Origin of the sequence: Stenotrophomonas sp. SAU14A_NAIMI4_5 (assembly GCF_003086795.1) — a bacterium.
Lineage (GTDB): Bacteria > Pseudomonadota > Gammaproteobacteria > Xanthomonadales > Xanthomonadaceae > Stenotrophomonas.
Genome location: NZ_CP026003.1, coordinates 419,714 through 436,682 on the forward strand (window position 1 = coordinate 419,714; position 16,969 = coordinate 436,682).

General features: G+C 70.0%; 15 protein-coding genes. 7 read left to right on the forward strand and 8 right to left on the reverse strand.

Translation table 11 applies throughout. The annotated features are described in order from the left end of the window. Positions 1-4 precede the first annotated feature (4 nt). Positions 5-703: a TorF family putative porin gene (locus C1925_RS01940; protein WP_108767464.1), complete on the forward strand. Its 699-nt coding sequence runs from the start codon at positions 5-7 to the stop codon at positions 701-703. On the opposite strand, the gene C1925_RS01945 is transcribed toward C1925_RS01940, so the two are convergent. Next, on the reverse strand, positions 700-1,893 hold the full coding sequence (locus C1925_RS01945; protein WP_108767465.1) for an MFS transporter: 1,194 nt from the start codon (positions 1,891-1,893) through the stop codon (positions 700-702). The genes C1925_RS01940 and C1925_RS01945 overlap by 4 nt on opposite strands. Positions 1,894-2,005: 112 nt before the next feature. Between C1925_RS01945 and C1925_RS01950 the strand changes: the two genes are divergently transcribed. Further along, complete coding sequence (locus C1925_RS01950; RefSeq protein ID WP_108767466.1) at positions 2,006-2,893, forward strand: LysR family transcriptional regulator; 888 nt, start codon at positions 2,006-2,008, stop codon at positions 2,891-2,893. On the opposite strand, the gene C1925_RS01955 is transcribed toward C1925_RS01950, so the two are convergent. Then, positions 2,862-3,329 carry a DUF1456 family protein gene (locus tag C1925_RS01955; protein WP_108767467.1) on the reverse strand — a complete coding sequence of 156 codons (468 nt, stop codon included), beginning with the start codon at positions 3,327-3,329 and terminating at the stop codon, positions 2,862-2,864. The genes C1925_RS01950 and C1925_RS01955 overlap by 32 nt on opposite strands. 84 nt (positions 3,330-3,413) lie before the next feature. On the opposite strand from C1925_RS01955, the gene C1925_RS01960 reads away from it, so the two are divergent. After that, positions 3,414-3,902 carry a hypothetical protein gene (locus C1925_RS01960; RefSeq protein ID WP_108767468.1) on the forward strand — a complete coding sequence of 163 codons (489 nt, stop codon included), beginning with the start codon at positions 3,414-3,416 and terminating at the stop codon, positions 3,900-3,902. Positions 3,903-4,062: 160 nt separating this feature from the next. Continuing rightward, entirely contained in the window at positions 4,063-4,815 is a 753-nt protein-coding gene (locus C1925_RS01965) for an SDR family NAD(P)-dependent oxidoreductase (RefSeq protein ID WP_108767469.1), read from the forward strand. Positions 4,816-4,947: 132 nt separating this feature from the next. Here C1925_RS01965 and C1925_RS01970 read toward each other — a convergent pair whose 3' ends face one another. The 4 genes from C1925_RS01970 to C1925_RS01985 all read right to left on the reverse strand — a co-directional run bounded on the left by C1925_RS01970 (position 4,948) and on the right by C1925_RS01985 (position 9,078). Then, complete coding sequence (locus C1925_RS01970; RefSeq protein ID WP_108767470.1) at positions 4,948-5,838, reverse strand: SPOR domain-containing protein; 891 nt, start codon at positions 5,836-5,838, stop codon at positions 4,948-4,950. Between the two features lie 21 nt (positions 5,839-5,859). Next, on the reverse strand, positions 5,860-7,548 hold the full coding sequence (gene argS / locus C1925_RS01975; RefSeq protein WP_079224978.1) for an arginine--tRNA ligase: 1,689 nt from the start codon (positions 7,546-7,548) through the stop codon (positions 5,860-5,862). A 128-nt stretch (positions 7,549-7,676) separates the two neighbouring features. Beyond that, entirely contained in the window at positions 7,677-8,381 is a 705-nt protein-coding gene (gene radC / locus C1925_RS01980; protein ID WP_108770586.1) for a DNA repair protein RadC, read from the reverse strand. A 70-nt stretch (positions 8,382-8,451) separates the two neighbouring features. Next, complete coding sequence (locus tag C1925_RS01985; RefSeq protein ID WP_108767471.1) at positions 8,452-9,078, reverse strand: response regulator transcription factor; 627 nt, start codon at positions 9,076-9,078, stop codon at positions 8,452-8,454. A gap of 229 nt (positions 9,079-9,307) precedes the next feature. Between C1925_RS01985 and coaBC the strand changes: the two genes are divergently transcribed. Genes coaBC through C1925_RS02000 form a run of 3 tightly spaced genes read left to right on the forward strand, consistent with a single transcriptional unit; the run spans position 9,308 to position 13,434 of the window. Further along, positions 9,308-10,573 carry a bifunctional phosphopantothenoylcysteine decarboxylase/phosphopantothenate--cysteine ligase CoaBC gene (coaBC, locus tag C1925_RS01990; RefSeq protein ID WP_108767472.1) on the forward strand — a complete coding sequence of 422 codons (1,266 nt, stop codon included), beginning with the start codon at positions 9,308-9,310 and terminating at the stop codon, positions 10,571-10,573. Continuing rightward, positions 10,570-11,058, forward strand: a complete 489-nt coding sequence (dut, locus tag C1925_RS01995; RefSeq protein ID WP_079224983.1) for a dUTP diphosphatase — start codon at positions 10,570-10,572, stop codon at positions 11,056-11,058. Before coaBC ends, dut begins: the two co-directional genes overlap by 4 nt. A 12-nt stretch (positions 11,059-11,070) precedes the next feature. Then, the gene (locus C1925_RS02000) at positions 11,071-13,434 is read left to right on the forward strand and encodes a phosphomannomutase/phosphoglucomutase (RefSeq protein WP_108767473.1); all 2,364 of its coding nucleotides are present in this window, start codon (positions 11,071-11,073) and stop codon (positions 13,432-13,434) included. 141 nt (positions 13,435-13,575) lie between these two features. On the opposite strand, the gene C1925_RS02005 is transcribed toward C1925_RS02000, so the two are convergent. Together C1925_RS02005 and C1925_RS02010 are read right to left on the reverse strand one after the other, a co-directional pair. Continuing rightward, positions 13,576-14,289, reverse strand: coding sequence for a response regulator transcription factor (locus C1925_RS02005; protein ID WP_108767474.1), 714 nt, complete (start codon positions 14,287-14,289; stop codon positions 13,576-13,578). After that, a complete protein-coding gene (locus C1925_RS02010) occupies positions 14,270-16,930 on the reverse strand; it encodes a sensor histidine kinase KdpD (protein WP_108767475.1) in 2,661 nt (886 codons plus the stop codon). The genes C1925_RS02005 and C1925_RS02010 overlap by 20 nt, the downstream gene beginning before the upstream one ends. Positions 16,931-16,969: the final 39 nt, after the last annotated feature.

Here is a 16,969-nt window from a genome sequence, read left to right on the forward strand (position 1 = left end):
CGCAGTGGACAGCAAGGGGATGAGCGCGGCCGTGGCCGCACTGGTGGCCGGCCTGCTCGGCATCGGCAGCGCGCAGGCGCAGGTGCAGGCCAGCGGCAACATGGCGGTGACCAGCGATTACGTGTGGCGCGGCAGCTCGCAGACCGGTGGCGACCCGGCGGTGCAGGCCGGGGCGAAGCTGGCGCTGCCATCGGGCCTGTATGCCAGCGTGTGGGGGTCGAACGTATCGTTCACCCCGGACATCGGTGCGCGCAGTGAATTCGATCTGGTGGCCGGCTGGTCCGGTGCCGTGGCGCAGGACTGGAGCCTGGACGCCAACGTCACCCGCTACCTGTACCCGGGCACCGGCCGCGCGCTGGACTGGACCGAACTGGGTGCCACCCTCAGCTGGAAGCAGCGGGCGTGGCTGCAGCTGGCCCATTCCAGCGATGCCCTGGCCGGTGGCCATCGCGGCACCTACGCGCAGCTGGGCGGCCGCCTGCCCTTGAACGAGCGTTTCCGCCTGGAAGCGGCGGTCGGCCACTACTGGCTGGCCGACGCCCAGGGCCCGGACTACCTGCATGGCCAGCTCAGCGCCATCGCCACCCTGGCACCGGCGTGGGAACTGCGTGCGACCGTGCACGACACCGACAATGCCGCACGCCGGTTATTCCCCGGCAATGCCGGCGGGCGCTGGGAGCTGGCCCTGCAGGGCAGCTTCTAGCGGGCGATGGCCGCCTGGCGCGCACGCCACGCGCCGGGCAGCCACAGCAGCAGGGCCAACACGCCCACCGCGGCGCCGGCCACGCACACCCCGGTCCAGCCGAAGTGCTGGTAGACCTGCGCCGACAGCAACGACCCCAGCGAGCCGCCGATGAAGTAGCCGGTCATGTAGCCGGCGTTGAGGCGGTTGCGTGCCGCCGGCTGCAGCGCATAGATCAGGTTCTGGTTGCTCACGTGCAGCAGCTGTGCGGCCAGGTCCAGCACCACCACGCCCACCAGCAGCGCCAGCAGCGAGTGCGCCGACAGGCCCAGCGGCAGCCAGGACAGCAGCAGCATCACCAGCGCGATGGCGGTCGCGCGGCCGGTCTGGCCACGGTCGGACATGCGCCCGGCCAGCCCCGCCGCCAGGGTGCCGGCGGCACCAACCAGGCCGAACAGGCCGATGGTGGCGTCGCTGTACTCGTACGGCGGCTGTGCCAGCAGGAAGGCCAGCGGGGTCCAGAAGATGGCGAACATGGCGAAGCTGCACGCGCCCAGCAGGGTGCGCTGGCGCAGCACCGGCTCCTGCACGAACAGCGTGCCGATCGACCGAAGCAGGGCGAAATAGCCCAGGCCGGCGGTGTGGTGGAAGCGCGGCAGCCCGCGCTGCAGGGCCAGTGCGGTCAGCACCAGCACGGCGGCGGCGATGGCATAGACCAGGCGCCAGTCGCCCAGGCTGGACAGCAGGCCGGCCACGGTACGTGCCAGCAGGATGCCCAGCAGCAGCCCGCTCATCAGCGTGCCGACCACGCGGCCGCGATGCTCCGGCGCGGCCAGGGTTGCGGCGAATGGCACCAGCACCTGCGCCACGACCGAGAACAGGCCGGTGATGGCCGTGCCCACCAGCAGCCAGGTCAGCGAGGGCGCACACGCGCTGATGACCAGCCCGCTGGCCGAGAGCAGGCTCATCACCACGATCAGGCGGCGGCGTTCGAACAGGTCACCCAGCGGCACCAGCAGGATCAGGCCGGCGGCGTAGCTCAGCTGGGCAGCGGTCACCACCATCCCGATCTGGCCGAACGGCACACCGAAGGCATCGGCGATGGTGTGTAGCAGCGGCTGCGCGTAGTAGTTGCTGGCCACCGCCACGCCGGTGGCAACCGACATCAGCAGCACCTGCCAGCGGTGCAGGGGAGGGAGGGACGGGCTCACGGGGCATTCCAGAACGTGGGGAGCACAGTGTCCTCCTGCTGCATTGATGATGGAAATGAATCATCATCATCCTTGGTATCTGAAATTCAGATGGACGCCAAGGGCAGGCCGCATGAACCTCAAGCAGCTCGAATTTGCCGTGGCCCTGGCCGAAGAGGGCAACTTCACCCGTGCCGCCGCACGCTGCCATGTGGTGCAGTCGGCGCTGAGCCACCAGATCGCACACTTGGAAGCAGAACTGGGTACGCCGCTGTTCGAACGCCTGCCGCGGCAGGTGCGGATCACGCCGGCCGGCGAGGCGCTGCTGGTGCATGCACGGCAGGTACTGGCCAGCCTGCGCCACCTGCGTGCCGACGTGGCGGCGGTGACCGGCGAGGTGCGCGGCACGCTGGCGATCGGACAGATCTCCTCGCTCACCGACATCGACGTGGTGGCCATCCTCGCCACCTTCCGCCAGGCCTACCCGCAGGTGGAATTCCAGCTGCGCGTGGACAAGAGTGAAACCCTGATCGCGCAGGTGCAGGCGCGTGAACTGGATGTCGCCCTGGTCGGGCTGGCACCGTCGGCCAGCCTGGATGGCGTCTGCCACCAGATGCTGCAGGAAGAGGATCTGGTGGCGGTGGTGGCGCCGACGCATCGGCTGGCCGGGCAGGCGCGGTTGCCGCTGGCCCTGCTGCAGGACGAGGCGCTGGTGGATTTCGCGCGCGGCACTGGCGCGCGCCGGCAGACCGACGATGCATTCGCCGCGGCGGGCCTGCCGCATCAGGTGCGTTTCGAGGTCAACCAGATGGAGCTGATCGAGCGCTTCGTCCGCCATGGCCTGGCGGTGGGCATCGTGCCGGTGCTGATCGCGCAGGGCTTCGAGGGGGTGGTGCGGATACCGCTGCAGCCCACCCCGACCCGGCGCGTGCACCTGGCCTGGCAACGCCTGCCCACGCCGGCGGCGCGGGCCTTCGTCGAGGCCGTGCTCAGCCGCGCACGCGCAGGCTCAGGCCCTTGAGGAAGTTGCGCAGCATCTGGTCCAGGCAGCGCCGGTAATTGGTGTGGCCGGGCTGGCGGAACAGCGCGCCGAGCTCGGACTTGGACACCTTGAAGCCGACGCTGGCGAAGATCTCCATCAGGTCCACGTCGCGCAGCTGGAAGGCCACGCGCAGCTTCTTCAGCACCAGGTTGTTGTCGATGCGGGTTTCCACCGCGCGCAGCGGCTGGCTTTCGTCGCGACCCCGCAGGTGCACGATCAGCCCATCCAGGAAGTGCGCCAGTGCGCCGTCGTTCATCGCTTCGAAGCCGGCCTCGTCGTCGCGCCGCAGCCAGGCCTTGACCTGCCCGGTATCGACCACGAAGGCGGGGTCGGCCATCTGGCACAGGGTCACCACGTGGTGGTCGCCCAGGTCCAGCGCGTAGCGCACGCTGCGCAGTACATCGTTGTTGATCATGGCCCATTGTACCGGCCCAGCGCGTGTCACCGGACTGTCATCCCGCCGTAGCAAAGTGTGCGCACTTCCGCTGAGACTTCGCCGATGCGCCGGTTCCTTCTGTCCACCCTGCTGGTCGCCAGCAGCTTCGCCGCCACCGCCCAGGACCGCTTCGTGCCGGTCGAACAGCGCCTCAACGCGGCCCAGCTGGCCGAAGTGGGGCTGAGCCCGGCACAGCTGCAGGCACTGAACCGGGTGCTGCGCGAGGCGGAAAGCGCGGCGCCGGCGCCGGCAGCCGTGGCAGCCCAGCCGGCGGCACCTGTGCCCGCCAATGTTCCGGCCCCGGCCGCCATGCACCTGGGCCTGGAAGAAGGCCCGGTCACGGCTCGGGTGGTGGGCGATGTCGCCGGCTGGGAGCCGGGCACCGTCTTCACCCTCGACAATGGCCAGCAGTGGCAGGTGATGAAGGGCCAGATGAAGCTGCGCAAGACCCTGCAGGCGCCGCAGATCGAAGTGATTCCGGGCATCGCCGGGCGCTGGTTCCTGCAGGTGGACGAAGACCTGCCCAAGGCACGGGTGTTCCGCCTGCGCTGAACCCTGCCGGGGCCCGCGCCGGGGTCGGATCCCTTTGCCGCAGGCAAAGGGCTCTGACCCCAGCAAGGCCCCCAGCCCGGCCATCGCGGCCTGATCGGGCAACGCAGGCACCGGCCGACGGTGCCAGAATGGGGGTCTGGTTCCCCACGGAGTTGTCTGCATGACCCGCACCGTCCTGATTACCGGCGCCACCTCCGGCTTCGGCGCCGCCGCCGTCCATCGCTTCGCCCAGGCCGGGTGGAAAGTGATCGCCACCGGCCGTCGTGGCGAACGCCTGCAGCCGCTGGTCGACCGCTATGGCAAGGACGTGGTGCACGCCGCCGTGTTCGACGTGCGCGACCCGGTGGCGATGGAAGCCGCGCTGCTGGCGCTGCCGCCGGCCTTCGGTGACATCGACCTGCTGGTGAACAACGCCGGCCTGGCCCAGGGCACCGCGCCGGCGCAGAGCGCCAAGCTGTCGGACTGGACCACCATGATCGACACCAACATCACCGCCCTGGTGACCCTGACCCATCGCCTGCTGCCGCTGCTGGTCGAGCGCAAGGGCGCGATCATCAACATCTCCTCGGTGGCCGGCGTGTACCCGTACCCGGGCGGCAACGCCTATGGCGGCACCAAGGCCTTCGTCAGCCAGTTCTCGCTGGGCCTGCGCTCGGACCTGCACGGCACCGGCGTGCGCGTGACCACGATCGAGCCGGGCATGGCCGAAACCGAATTCACCGTGGTCCGCACCCACGGCGACCAGGCCGCCTCGGACAAGCTCTACACCGGCGCCAACCCGATGACCGCCGAAGACATCGCCGAGCAGATCTTCTGGGTGGCCACGCTGCCGCCGCACCTGAACATCAATCGCCTCGAATTGATGCCGGTCAGCCAGTCGTTCGCCGGTTTCCAGGTCGCCCGCGAAGGCTGACCGGGGTCGCATCGCTTTTGTAGAGTCGAGCTTGCTCGACTGGCTTGCGAATGGCAGTCGAGCAAGCTCGACTCTACGAAGCACAAAAAAGCCGGGCAATGCCCGGCTTTTTTCATTCACATCCGCAACAACTTACTGCGCCTTGATCGCCATCGCCTGCAGCCCGGTGCCATCCAGCTTCTGCTTGGCTTCGGACAATTCGCCGGCACTGCCGTAGGGCCCCATGCGTACGCGGTACACGGTCTTGCCGTTGATCTGCGCCGATTCCACCCGCGCGGCCAGGCCCATCATCGCCAGCTTGGCCTTGGTCGCCTCGGCATCGCCGGACGCACCGAAGGCGCCGGCCTGCAGGATGTAGCGGGTGTTGTCGGGCGCTGCGGCCGGTGCCGCGGCAGCCGCCTGCGCAGCCTCCGCACGCGCGGCCGGCGTGGTCGCCGCCGTGCTGGTGGCCGCCGGTGCCGCCGTCGAAGCCGACGGCGTGGCTGCCGCCGGGCGTTCGCTCAGCGGTGCTGGCAGCGGGCGTGCCGTGCTGGTGGCCGGGGTGGTGCTGGCCACGCTGGTGGTCGCTGCCGGTGCTGCAGCAGCAGCCGCCGGAACCGGCTTGCCTTCCAGGGCCGCCTGCGCGCGCTGCGCCTCGGCCTTGGCCCGGCGCAGTTCCTCGGCACGCGTGCTGGCGGCCAGTTCGGCGTCGGACATCTCGACTTCCTTGCCCGGCAGCAGGGTGTAGAAGTCGTACTGGGTGGCCGCCGGCTTGGCCGGTTCAGCTGGCTTCGGCGTGGCCGGTGCTTCCGTCGGCTGGCTGCCGACATCGCTGTCGGCATCGGCAACCGGGGCCGGCTGCGCGTTCGGGTTCGGCTGCGGGCCGGCGCGCAGGAAGCCATCGCCTTCGCCCTTGAACAGGTTCGGCGCCGCCAGGAACACCACTGCGGCAATGGCCACACCAGCGACCAGCCACACCCATCCCGGGGTGCCCTGGCTGCTGCTGTTGCGTCGTGCCTGGCTTTTGCCGCGTCGTGCTGCCATGTGTACTGCGTCTCCTGAGACTTACATTTTTTCCGGGGCGCTGACGCCCAGGAGGTCGAGGCCATTGGCCAGTACCTGGCGCGCGGCGCAGGCCAGGGTCAGCTTGGCATTGCGGTCGGTGGCGTCGTCCACCAGCACCGGCGTCCCGTGATACCACGTGTGGAAGGCGTGCGCCAATTCACGCAGGTACTGCGCCACCAGGTGCGGTTCCAGCGCCACGCCAGCCGCTTCGACCACTTCCGGGTACCGCGAGATTTCGTTCATCAGCAGCAGCGAGGCGTCGTCGGCCAGGCGGCCGAGGTTGCCCAGGCCGTTGCCCTGGTCGTACACCAGGCCCTTCTCCTGCGCCTGGCGCAGCAGGCTGCAGACGCGGGCGTGCGCGTACTGCACGTAGAACACCGGGTTGTCGTTGCTCTGCTGGCGGGCCAGGTCGATGTCGAAGGTCAGCTGCGAATCGGGCTTGCGCGCGATCAGGAACCAGCGGGTGGCATCGCGGCCGGCTTCTTCGATCAGGTCGCGCAGGGTGAAGTAGCTGCCGGCACGCTTGGACAGCTTCACTTCCTCGCCGCCACGCATGACGGTGACCATCTGGTGCAGCACGTATTCCGGCCAGCCCTGCGGGATGCCCACTTCCATCGCCTGCAGGCCGGCGCGCACGCGGGCCAGCGAACCGTGGTGGTCGGCGCCCAGCTCGGTGATCGCGCGCTCGTAGCCGCGCTGCCACTTGGACAGGTGGTAGGCCACGTCCGGCACGAAGTAGGTGAAGGTGCCGTCGGACTTGCGCATCACGCGGTCCTTGTCGTCACCGAAGTCGGTGCTGCGCAGCCACAGTGCGCCGCCTTCCTCGTAGGTGTGGCCCGAGGCCTGCAGCTTGGCGACCGCTTCGGCCACCTTGCCATCGGCATACAGCGAGCTTTCCAGGAAGTAGATGTCGAAGTCGACGCCGAACGCGGCCAGGTCCAGGTTCTGCTCGTTGCGCAGGTAGGCCACGGCGAAGCGGCGGATCGCGGTCATGTCGTCCGGATCCTTGGCGCCGACCACCATGGTGCCTTCCAGGTCGACGCTGGCGCCGGCCAGGTAGGCGCGGGCCACGTCGGCGATGTACTCACCGCGGTAGCCGCCTTCCGGCCAGCCGTCCTGGTCCGGGGCGATGCCCTTGATGCGCGCCTGCACCGACAGCGCCAGGTTCTCGATCTGCACGCCGGCATCGTTGTAGTAGAACTCGCGCTTGGCGTTCCAGCCGTTGGCATCGAGCACGCGCGCCACGCAGTCGCCGATCGCCGCCGCGCGGCCATGGCCGACATGCAGCGGACCGGTCGGGTTGGCCGACACGTACTCCACGCCCACCGTGCGGCCATTGCCGGACAGGTTGCGGCCGTAGTCGTGGGCTTCCTTGATGACCGAGGCGGCTTCGCGCTGGTACGCGGCCGGGGCCAAGTGGAAGTTGATGAAGCCAGGGCCGGCGATCTCGACCTTGCTGACGTCCTCGCTGCGCGGCAGCGCTTCAACCAGCGCCTGGGCCAGTGCGCGCGGGTTGCTGCGCGCGGCCTTGGCCAGCAGCATGGCGGCATTGGTGGCGAAGTCGCCGTGGTCGCGGGTCTTCGGGCGCTCGACCACGAAGTCCGGCGGCAGGGAGTCGGCGGGCAGGGTGCCATTGGCGCGCAAGGCTTCGATGCCTTGGCTGATCAGGGCGCGGAGGAGATTTTTCACGAGGCCTGCTGTGAGAATGAGCGGCGGAATCGCCCATTTTAGCGCAGATGCCGGCGCGTACGCTGACCGAGGCCTGCCCATGTGAACGCCCGTACCCGTCAGCGGCCGGGGATGCCGGGCCAGTGGGCTCAGCCGAACAGGCGCGGCTGGTGCTGCGGCAGCAGACCCCGTTCAGCAAATGAAACCGGCCGTCCCTCGCCAATGACGAAGTGGTCCAGCAGGCGGATGTCGACCAGGGCCAGGGCCTGCTGCAGTTCCTCGGTGATCCGCGCATCGGCCCCGGACGGCTCGGGATCGCCCGAGGGATGGTTGTGGCTGAGGATCACCGCCGCAGCGTTGTGCAGCAGGGCCCGCCGCACCACCTCGCGGGGGTAGACCGGGGCGGTATTGATGGTGCCGGCGAACAGCTCCTCGCAGGCGATCAGGCGGTGCCGGTTGTCCAGGAACAGCACCAGGAACAGTTCGCGCGCCTGGCCGCGCAGACGGTGCTGCAGGTAGCGGCCGACGGCCAGCGGGTTGTCGCCCACGCTCTCGCCGTGGGTCAGTTCGGCAGCCAGATAGCGGTGGGCCAGCTCCAGCCCGGCCGCCAGCGTGCAGCTGCGCGCCGGCCCCAACCCGGGCAGGCGGGCCAGCTTGGCCGCTGGGCGGTCCAGCAGCACCCGCAGCGGACCGTGGCTGCCGAGCAGATCACGCGCGGTCTGCACCGCATCGCGGCCGCCGAAGCCGGAGCCCAGGAACAGGGCCAGCAGTTCGGCATCGGACAGGGCGGTGGGCCCGCGCGTCAGCAGCTTCTCGCGGGGGCGTTCCTCGGGTGGCCAGTCGTGGATGGGCATGGCTGCATGGTCGCTGCCGCGGCGCCCGCCAGCCATCGGCATTTGCCGCCCGCGATGGTCGGTCGATCCCTCAGCCGCGCTGGGCCTGCAGGTAGTCGTACAACTCCTGGTTGTTGTCCAGGCCCAGCTTGCGCATGGCCTCGGCCTTCTGCCGGCTGATGGTCTTGGCGCTGCGGCCGACGTGCTCGGCGATGGCATTGACGTTCAGGCCCTCGCCCAGCAGCTGCACGACCTGCTGTTCCCGGGCCGAAAGCGTCGCCTGCGGTCTCGGGAACAGCAGATCGCGCGACTGCAGCAGGCGCCGCAGCTGGTGGGACACGAACACCTTGCCGGCCATCACTGCGCGCAGGGCCTGGGGCAGTTCGGCGAAGTCAGCGCTCTTGTCCACCAGCCCCTGCACGCCATCGCGCAGCAGCCCATCCAGCAGCCCCGGGTGGCGCGCGCCGGTCAGCACCACCACCGGCAACGCGGGGTGCTGCTGGCGCAGCGCCTCCAGCAGCTCGGGGCCATCGGGCCCGGTGCCGGGCATGGAAAGGTCGGTCAGGACTGCGTGGCAGGGCTGCTGCCCGACCAGGTCCAGCAGGCCGGCGCCATCGGCAGCCGCGCCGGCCACGCACATGCGGTGGCGTTCGAGCACGATGCGGATGCCGTGCAGTACGACCGGATGGTCGTCGGCGATGATGATGCGCGGATGCACGGTGCACTCCTCGGAAAACCAGATGGCGCACCCGAGGGGGCCAACTGTGATTCTGAGGAAGCGGCGGCCAGCTGAGGTATAGGAAAGTTCCGAATCGAAGGGGGGGGCAACCCGGAAAACGATGTAGCCGGAGTTCCATCTGCTGATAGCTGCGCGCTATGTGCGCTGTGTACCGGGACGTTACCGGCCATCGGGTAAGCTAGCGCCCTCGTTTGCACAGGATTTCCAGGTGGCTGATTCTCCCAACGCCCTCCCCGCGCCGGCCCGCGCGCTGGAAGGCCAGAAACTCCTGTTGTGCGTCGGCGGCGGGATCGCGGCCTACAAGGCACTGGAACTGGTCCGCCGCCTGCGTGATGCCGGCGCGCTGGTCCAGGTGGCGATGACCGCCGGAGCCCAGCAGTTCGTCACCCCCCTCAGCTTCCAGGCCCTGTCCGGCCAGCCCACCCGCACGACCCTGTGGGACAGCGCCGCCGAACAGGCCATGGGCCACATCGAACTGGCGCGCTGGGCCGACCGCATCGTGGTCGCGCCGGGTACCGCCGATCTGCTGGCGCGCCTGGCCCAGGGCCACGCCGATGACCTGGTCAGCACCCTGTGCCTGGCCAGCACCGCGCCGCTCACCGTGTGCCCGGCGATGAACCACCGCATGTGGCTGCACCCGGCTACCCAGGTCAACATCAGCCTGCTGCGCCAGCGTGGCGCGCAGGTCATCGGCCCGGTCGACGGGCCGCTGGCCGAGGGCGAATCCGGTCCCGGCCGGCTGGCCGAGCCGGGCGACATCGTCGCCGCGCTGGCCAGCCTGTGCGGCCGCGTCCCGGCCGCCGCCGCCGCGCCGGAAACCCGCGCGCTGCAGGGCCTGCGCCTGCTGATCAGTGCCGGCCCGACCTATGAAGACATCGACCCGGTGCGCTACGTGGGCAACCGCAGCAGCGGCAAGATGGGCTTCGCCCTGGCCGGTGCCGCCGCCGCCCTCGGCGCCGAGGTGGTGCTGGTCAGCGGCCCGGTGCAGCTGCCGACGCCGCCCGGCGTGCACCGCGTGGACGTACGTTCGGCCGCGCAGATGCGCGATGCCGTGCTGAAGGCGCTGCCGGCCGACATCTATATCGGCGCCGCCGCCGTGTCCGACTACACCCCTCGCCAGGTGGCCGCGCAGAAGCTGAAGAAGACCGCCGACAGCCAGTCGCTGGTGATCGAGCTGGTGCGCACGCCGGACATCCTGGCCGAGGTCGCCGCACAGACCCAGTCGCTGAAGCTGGTGGTCGGCTTCGCCGCCGAAACCCACGACGTGGAGAAATACGCGCGTGGCAAGCTGATCGACAAGCGCCTGGACCTGGTGATCGCCAACCAGGTGGGCATCAGCGGCGGCGGTTTCGAGAGCGACAACAATGCCGCCACCGCCTTCTGGCAGGACGGCGAACAGGTATTCCCGGCTACTTCCAAGCGCGAGCTGGCCGAACAACTGCTGGCGCTGATCGCGCGGAGGCTTCAGGCATGACCCAGGCAACATCCACTCCGGTGGCCCCTCTGCAGGCATTGCAGGTGAAGCTGCTCGACCCGCGCTTCGGCGACAGCTGGCCGCTGCCGGCCTATGCCACCGAAGCCAGCGCGGGCATGGACCTGCGCGCGGCGCTGGAAACGGCGCTGACCCTGCAGCCGGGCGATACCGCGCTGGTTCCCAGCGGCCTGGCCATCCACATCGGCGACCCGAACCTGTGCGCGGTGATCCTGCCGCGCTCGGGCCTGGGCCACCGCCATGGCATCGTGCTGGGCAACGGCACCGGCCTGATCGATGCCGATTACCAGGGCCCGCTGCTGATCAGCGTCTGGAATCGCGGCCGCGAAGCCTTCACCATCGAGCCGGGCGACCGCATCGCCCAGCTGGTTGTCGTACCGATTGCCCGTGTCAGCCTGCAGGTGGTGGATACTTTCACCGACAGCGTGCGGGGAACGGGTGGATTCGGCCATACCGGGGTGCGTTGACAGGGGAGACTGATGAGCGGCAGCGGGGAAGGACGGCAGAAGCAGTCAATGGGGCGCAATGCGCCGTTGCTGGGTGTGGCGCTGTTGTTGCTGGCCGGCTGGTTCGGCTGGAGCGCCGTGCAGCAGTGGCGGCAGCAGGCCAACGGGGACACGCTGGCGCAGGCCCGCGATGAGGCGGTGCAGGGCGTGCAGCAGGCCGCAACCGGCCAGCTGCAGCAGCTGCAGCAGCACCTCAAGGGCGATCGCGTGCAGCAGTCGCTGCAGGCCGGCGACGCCGCCGGGGCCGCGCAGGCCCTGCGTGAGAGCTGGTCCGGGGTCGAGCAGGTGGACGTGCTGACGGCCGGACTGGCAGATGCCTACGCCGATGGCGCGACCTTCGGTTACGGCCGCCTGGCGCTGCTGGAATCGGTGCTGGCCGACGGCAAGCCGGGGCTGCGCGTGGTCCGCGATGGCGGGGGCAACCGCCTTGGCCTGGCGGCGCCGGTGCAGCTGGGCGCGCTGGGCCCGGCCGTCGTCTATGTGCGGCAGCCCCTGCTGCGCCTGACCGGCCCGCTGGACCAGGTGCGCGCGCCGTCCAGTGGCTTCCTGTCCCTGCGTCAGGGCGCGCACGACATCGTCGCGCACGGTGATGCCCGCCTGGCCGACAGTGCCGAAGCGATGGCGCGGCCGATCAAGGGCACCCCGCTGCGGCTGACCGCCAGCGTACCGAACATCGAACCGGGCCCGCTGGGCCTGGGCGCCCTGCCCAGTGCCATCGTGGCGCTGCTGCTGGCCTTCATTGCCGTGCTGCTGGTGGTAGGTCGTGGCCGACTGCCGAAGTCGCTGCCGATGCCGATGCCGATCCGTCGGGGTGCTGCGGTCGAGGCCGACCAGGGTCCGACCCTGCGCGAAAGCCTGCAGATGGCCGCGCCGGTCGTGCCGGCCACCGATGCGGCCACCGCCACCGCGGGAGGGCCGCCCGCGGTACCGCCGCCGCCGCCGGTGGACCTGCCGGCCGACATCTTCCGCGCCTATGACATCCGCGGCGTGGTGGGCACCGAGTTGAACCCGCGCAACGCCGCGCTGATCGGCCAGGCTATCGGCACCGTCGCCCTCGAGCAGGGGCTGCGCGAGGTGGTGATCGGCCGCGATGGCCGCCTGTCCGGCCCGGAGCTGTCGGCCAGCCTGGCCGAAGGCCTGCGTCGTGCCGGCTGTTCGGTCATCGACATCGGCCTGGCGCCGACGCCGCTGGTCTATTTCGCTGCCTTCCACCTGCGCACGGGCACCTGCGTGGCGGTGACCGGCAGCCACAATCCGCCCGAGTACAACGGCTTCAAGGTGGTCATCGGCGGCGAAACGCTGTCCGGCGATGCAATCACCGATCTGTACCAGCGCATCAGCGAAGGCCGCCTGGCCCAGGCCGCCGAGCCGGGCGACTTCCAGCAGCGCGAGGTCGCCGCCGATTACATCCAGCGCATTGCCGACGACGTGCAGCTGGACCGCCCGCTGAAGGTGGTGGCCGACGCCGGCAACGGCGTGGCCGGTGCGTTCGCCCCTCAGCTGCTGGAAGCCATCGGCGCCGAGGTCATCCCGCTGTACTGCGATGTCGACGGTACCTTCCCCAACCATCACCCCGATCCCAGCGAACCGGCCAACCTCGAAGACCTAGTGCAGACGGTCAAGCGCTTCGGCGCCGACCTCGGCGTGGCCTTCGATGGCGACGGCGACCGCCTGGGCGTGGTCACCGGCGAGGGCAGGATCATCTATGCCGACCGGTTGCTGATGCTGTTCGCCGCCGACGTGCTGATGCGCAACCCCGGCGCGATGGTGATCTACGACGTGAAGTGCACCGGCAAACTCTCCGATCATGTGCTGCGCAACGGTGGCAGCCCGCTGATGTGGAAGACCGGGCATTCGCTGATGAAGGCGAAGATGCGCGAGACCGATGCCGAACTGGCCGGCGAGATGAGCGGCCACTTCTTCTTCAAGGAACGCTGGTTCGGTTTTGATGATGGCCTGTACGCCGCCGCCCGCCTGCTGGAAATCCTCGCCCAGCGCGAAGAGACCCCGCACCAGGTGCTGGAGGAGCTGCCGGACATGGTGTCCACGCCGGAACTGAAGGTGCCGGTGGCGTCCGGGACGCCGCATGCGCTGGTGGCGATGCTGGTGGCGGCGGCGCAATCGCCGGACAACCCTTACGTGGGCGGTCGCCTGTCGACCATCGATGGCCTGCGCGTGGACTACCCCGATGGCTGGGGCCTGGTGCGCGCCTCCAACACCACCCCGGTGCTGGTGCTGCGCTTTGAAGGCAACGACGAGGCTGCACTGCAGCGCATCCAGGCGCTGTTCCGCAGCCAGCTGCAGGGCCTGCTGGGCGACACCGCGCTGGGCTTCTGATCGGTCGTGGTGGGGCCGGGCTGCGCCCGGCACCGCGATCCGCTCTGGTGGGTGCCGACCGTTGGTCGGCACGGGGTCGGATCGACGGCATCCACGCACGGCGTGGATCTACGGTAGGTGCCGACCGTTGGTCGGCACGCCTCACCCCTTGAACCGCAACCCCACGCCCGGTTCGGTGAACAGATAGCGCGAATCCAGCGCCGAATCGCCCAGCTTGTGCCGCAGCTTTCCGACCAGGATGCGCAGGTAGTGGGTGTCGTGCTGGTGCGTCGGCCCCCAGATCTCCTGCAGGATCTGCGGCTGGGTCACCACCCGCCCGGCATTGCGCAGCAGCAGCGACAGCAGCGCGTACTCCTTGCGGGTCAGGGCCACCGGCTCGCCATCGATCGCCACTTCGCGGCGCACCAGGTCCACGTGCAGGTGGCCATCATCGAACACCGGCGGGGTGCCGTCGCTCGGCACGCTGCGGGTGCGCAGCAGGGCCCGCACCCGGGCCATCAGCTCCTGCGTGCCGAACGGCTTGGTCACGTAGTCATTGGCGCCGGTATCCAGCGCCCGCACCTTCTCGTCTTCGCCAGCGCGCACGGTCAGCATGATCACCGGCACCTGGCTCCACTGCCGCAGCTGCGCCAGCACCTCATGGCCTTCCATGTCCGGCAGGCCGATATCCAGGATCACCAGGTCCATGTCCTCGCTGGCGGCCATTTCCAGGCCTTCCTGGCCGGTGGCGGCCTGGCGCACCTGGTAGCCCTGCGCGCGCAGGCTGATGTCCAGGAACCGGCGGATCTGGGTTTCATCGTCGATCACCAGCACGCGCGCGGCCGGCACGCTGGCATCAATCGGAGTCGGGCTCATCGTGGGCGGCTGGCTTGAGCAGGGGCAGGGTGATGCGGATCAGGGTACCGCGACCGTCGCGTCCGGGCAGCGCCTGCACGCTGCCGCCGTGGGCGCCGATCATGCCCTGGCAGATGGTCAGGCCCAGGCCGGTGCCGTGGCGGCCGCGGTCGCCACGCTCGACGCTGTAGAACATGTCGAAGATGCGCGCGCGCTCGTCATCGGGAATGCCGGGGCCGGCATCGATCACGTCGATGCGCAGCTGCCCGTCCCGTTCGCGTGCCTGCACCTGCACCGGTGCATCGGGCGGCGAGAACTTGGCGGCGTTCTCCATCACGTTGAACACCGCCTGTTCCACCAGCGCCGGGTGCACCCAGATCGGCGCCAGCGTGGAAGGAATATCCAGTTCCAGCCGCACCTTGGGCTGGTAGCGCTGCAGGCGGCGCGCGGCCGAGCCGATCAGCTCGTCCACGCCGATCCAGTCGCGGTTGATGGTCAGCCCTTCGTGGCCGAGCCGGGTCATGTCCAGCAGGTTCTGGATGTAGCGGTCCAGGCGCTCGCCTTCGACCAGGATGGTGTCCAGCAGCGCACGCCGGTCGGCCACGTCCATCGCGCTGCCGTAGCTGGCCAGGCTGTCGGCCGAACCGATCATCGCCGCCAGCGGCGAACGCAGGTCGTGCGATACCGAAGACAGCAGGGCCGAGCGCAGCCGCTCGGTCTCGTTGCTCACATGCGCCTGCTCCAGCTCGGCCACCAGCCGCGTGCGCAGCGCGGCCTGGGCGATGTCATCGACCATCGCTTCGGCCAGCTGGCGCTGCTCGGGCAGCAGGCGCGCCTGCGCACCGGGCAGGTACAGGCCGGCCACGCCCACGGCGCGGTCCTCGCCATCCAGTAGCGGCAGGAACCACCACTGCGCGCCGGCCAGCGTGTCGGTGAAGCGGCCGCTGGGCTGGCCGTGGCGCAGGGCCCAGTCGGCGGCGGCCAGGTCGGTATCGCCGGGCTGGGCGCGGCCGCCGGTGGCGGTGTCTGCGCCGATCCGCAGCCACGCCGGCACGTCCATCGCCTGTTCCAGCGCCTGCCTGCCGGCCTGCGCGACCTCGCCGTTGCCGGCCGCGCTGGCCAGCTGCCGGCCCAGCTGCTGGCGCGCACGCGCATGGCGGTTGGCCGCGCGCAGGGCAATCACCTGCATGCGCAGGCGCGAGGCCAGGCGCCCGGCCACGAGCGCCGCCGCGAGGAACAGGAACACGGTGATCACGCCCTGCCGTGCACCGATGGCGAAGGTGAAGCGCGGCGCGATGAACAGGAAGTTGTAGGCCAGGAAGCACAGGATGGCCGCCATTACCGCCACACTGGCGCGGGTGCGTGCCGCCACCAGCACCACCGCCACGATGAACACCATCGACAGGTCGGCCATGCCCACCCAGCGTTCGCCCAGCCACGCCACCGCGCAGGCCAGTGCGGTGGCGACCAGCGCCTGCAGCGGCTCGTGGCTGATCCCGCGCATCGGTGGCAGCAGGCCTTCGCGGCGCGCGCGTGCGCGTGCCTGCGGCGTGCTGATGATGGTGATCTCGTAGTGCGCGCCGCGCTGGATCAGCTGCTGGGTCAGCGTGCGGTTGAACATCCGCGCCAGCGGCCGCTCGCGGGTGCGGCCCAGCACCAGGGTCGACACACCGTTGTGCGCGGCATGGTCGAGCAGGGCATCGGCGATGCTCGAGCCATGCAGCAGTTCGGCATCGCCGCCCAGCCGCCGGGCCAGCGCGAAGGCCGCGTCGATCTCGCGCCGTGTGGCCTCGTCCTGGCGCCGGCCCTGCACGGTCACCACCGTCCACGGTGCATCACGGCGTTCGGCGATGCGCCGCGCCACCCGCACCAGATATTCGCTCTGGCCACCGCCATCGATGGCCACCAGCACGCCGCGGCGCAGCGGCAGGTTGCCTTCGCCGCGGGCGGCGCGGGTCTCGCGCAGGCTGCTGTCGACCCGGTCGGCCGCTTCCTGCATCGCCAGCTCGCGCAGCGCGGTCAGGTTGGCCGGCGAGAAGAACGCCTGCAGTGCCTGCGTGGCCTGCTCGGGCACGTACACCTTGCCCTGCTGCAGGCGCGCGATCAGCTCGCGTGGCGGCAGGTCCACCAGCACGATGTCGTGCAGGCGGTCGAGCACGCCGTCGGGCACGGTCTCGCTCACCCGCACGCCGGTGATGCGCATCACCACGTCGTTGAGGCTTTCCAGGTGCTGGATGTTGACCGTGGTCCAGACGTCGATGCCGGCGTCCAGCAGCTCCATCACGTCCTGCCAGCGCCGTTCGTGGCGGCTGCCGGGTGCGTTGCGATGGGCCAGTTCGTCCACCAGCACCAGCGCGGGATGGCGCTCCAGCACCGCATCCAGGTCCATCTCCTGCAGGGCGTGGCCGTGGTAGGCCACATCCTTCAGCGGCAGCTGCGGCAGGCCTTCCAGCAGGGCCTGGGTATCCACGCGGCCGTGCGTCTCGACCAGCCCCACCACCAGGTCCACGCCACGGCGCAGCTGTTCCTGCGCGCGGGTCAGCATGGTGTAGGTCTTGCCCACGCCCGGCGCCGCGCCGAGGAACACGGTCAGCTTGCCGCCGGCCTCGCGCTGCAGGCCTTCCACCAGCGCATCGGCCTGGCGGGTACGCGCATCATTCATCGCCGCTGCTGTCATGGCCGCCATTGTGCGCGCCGCCGG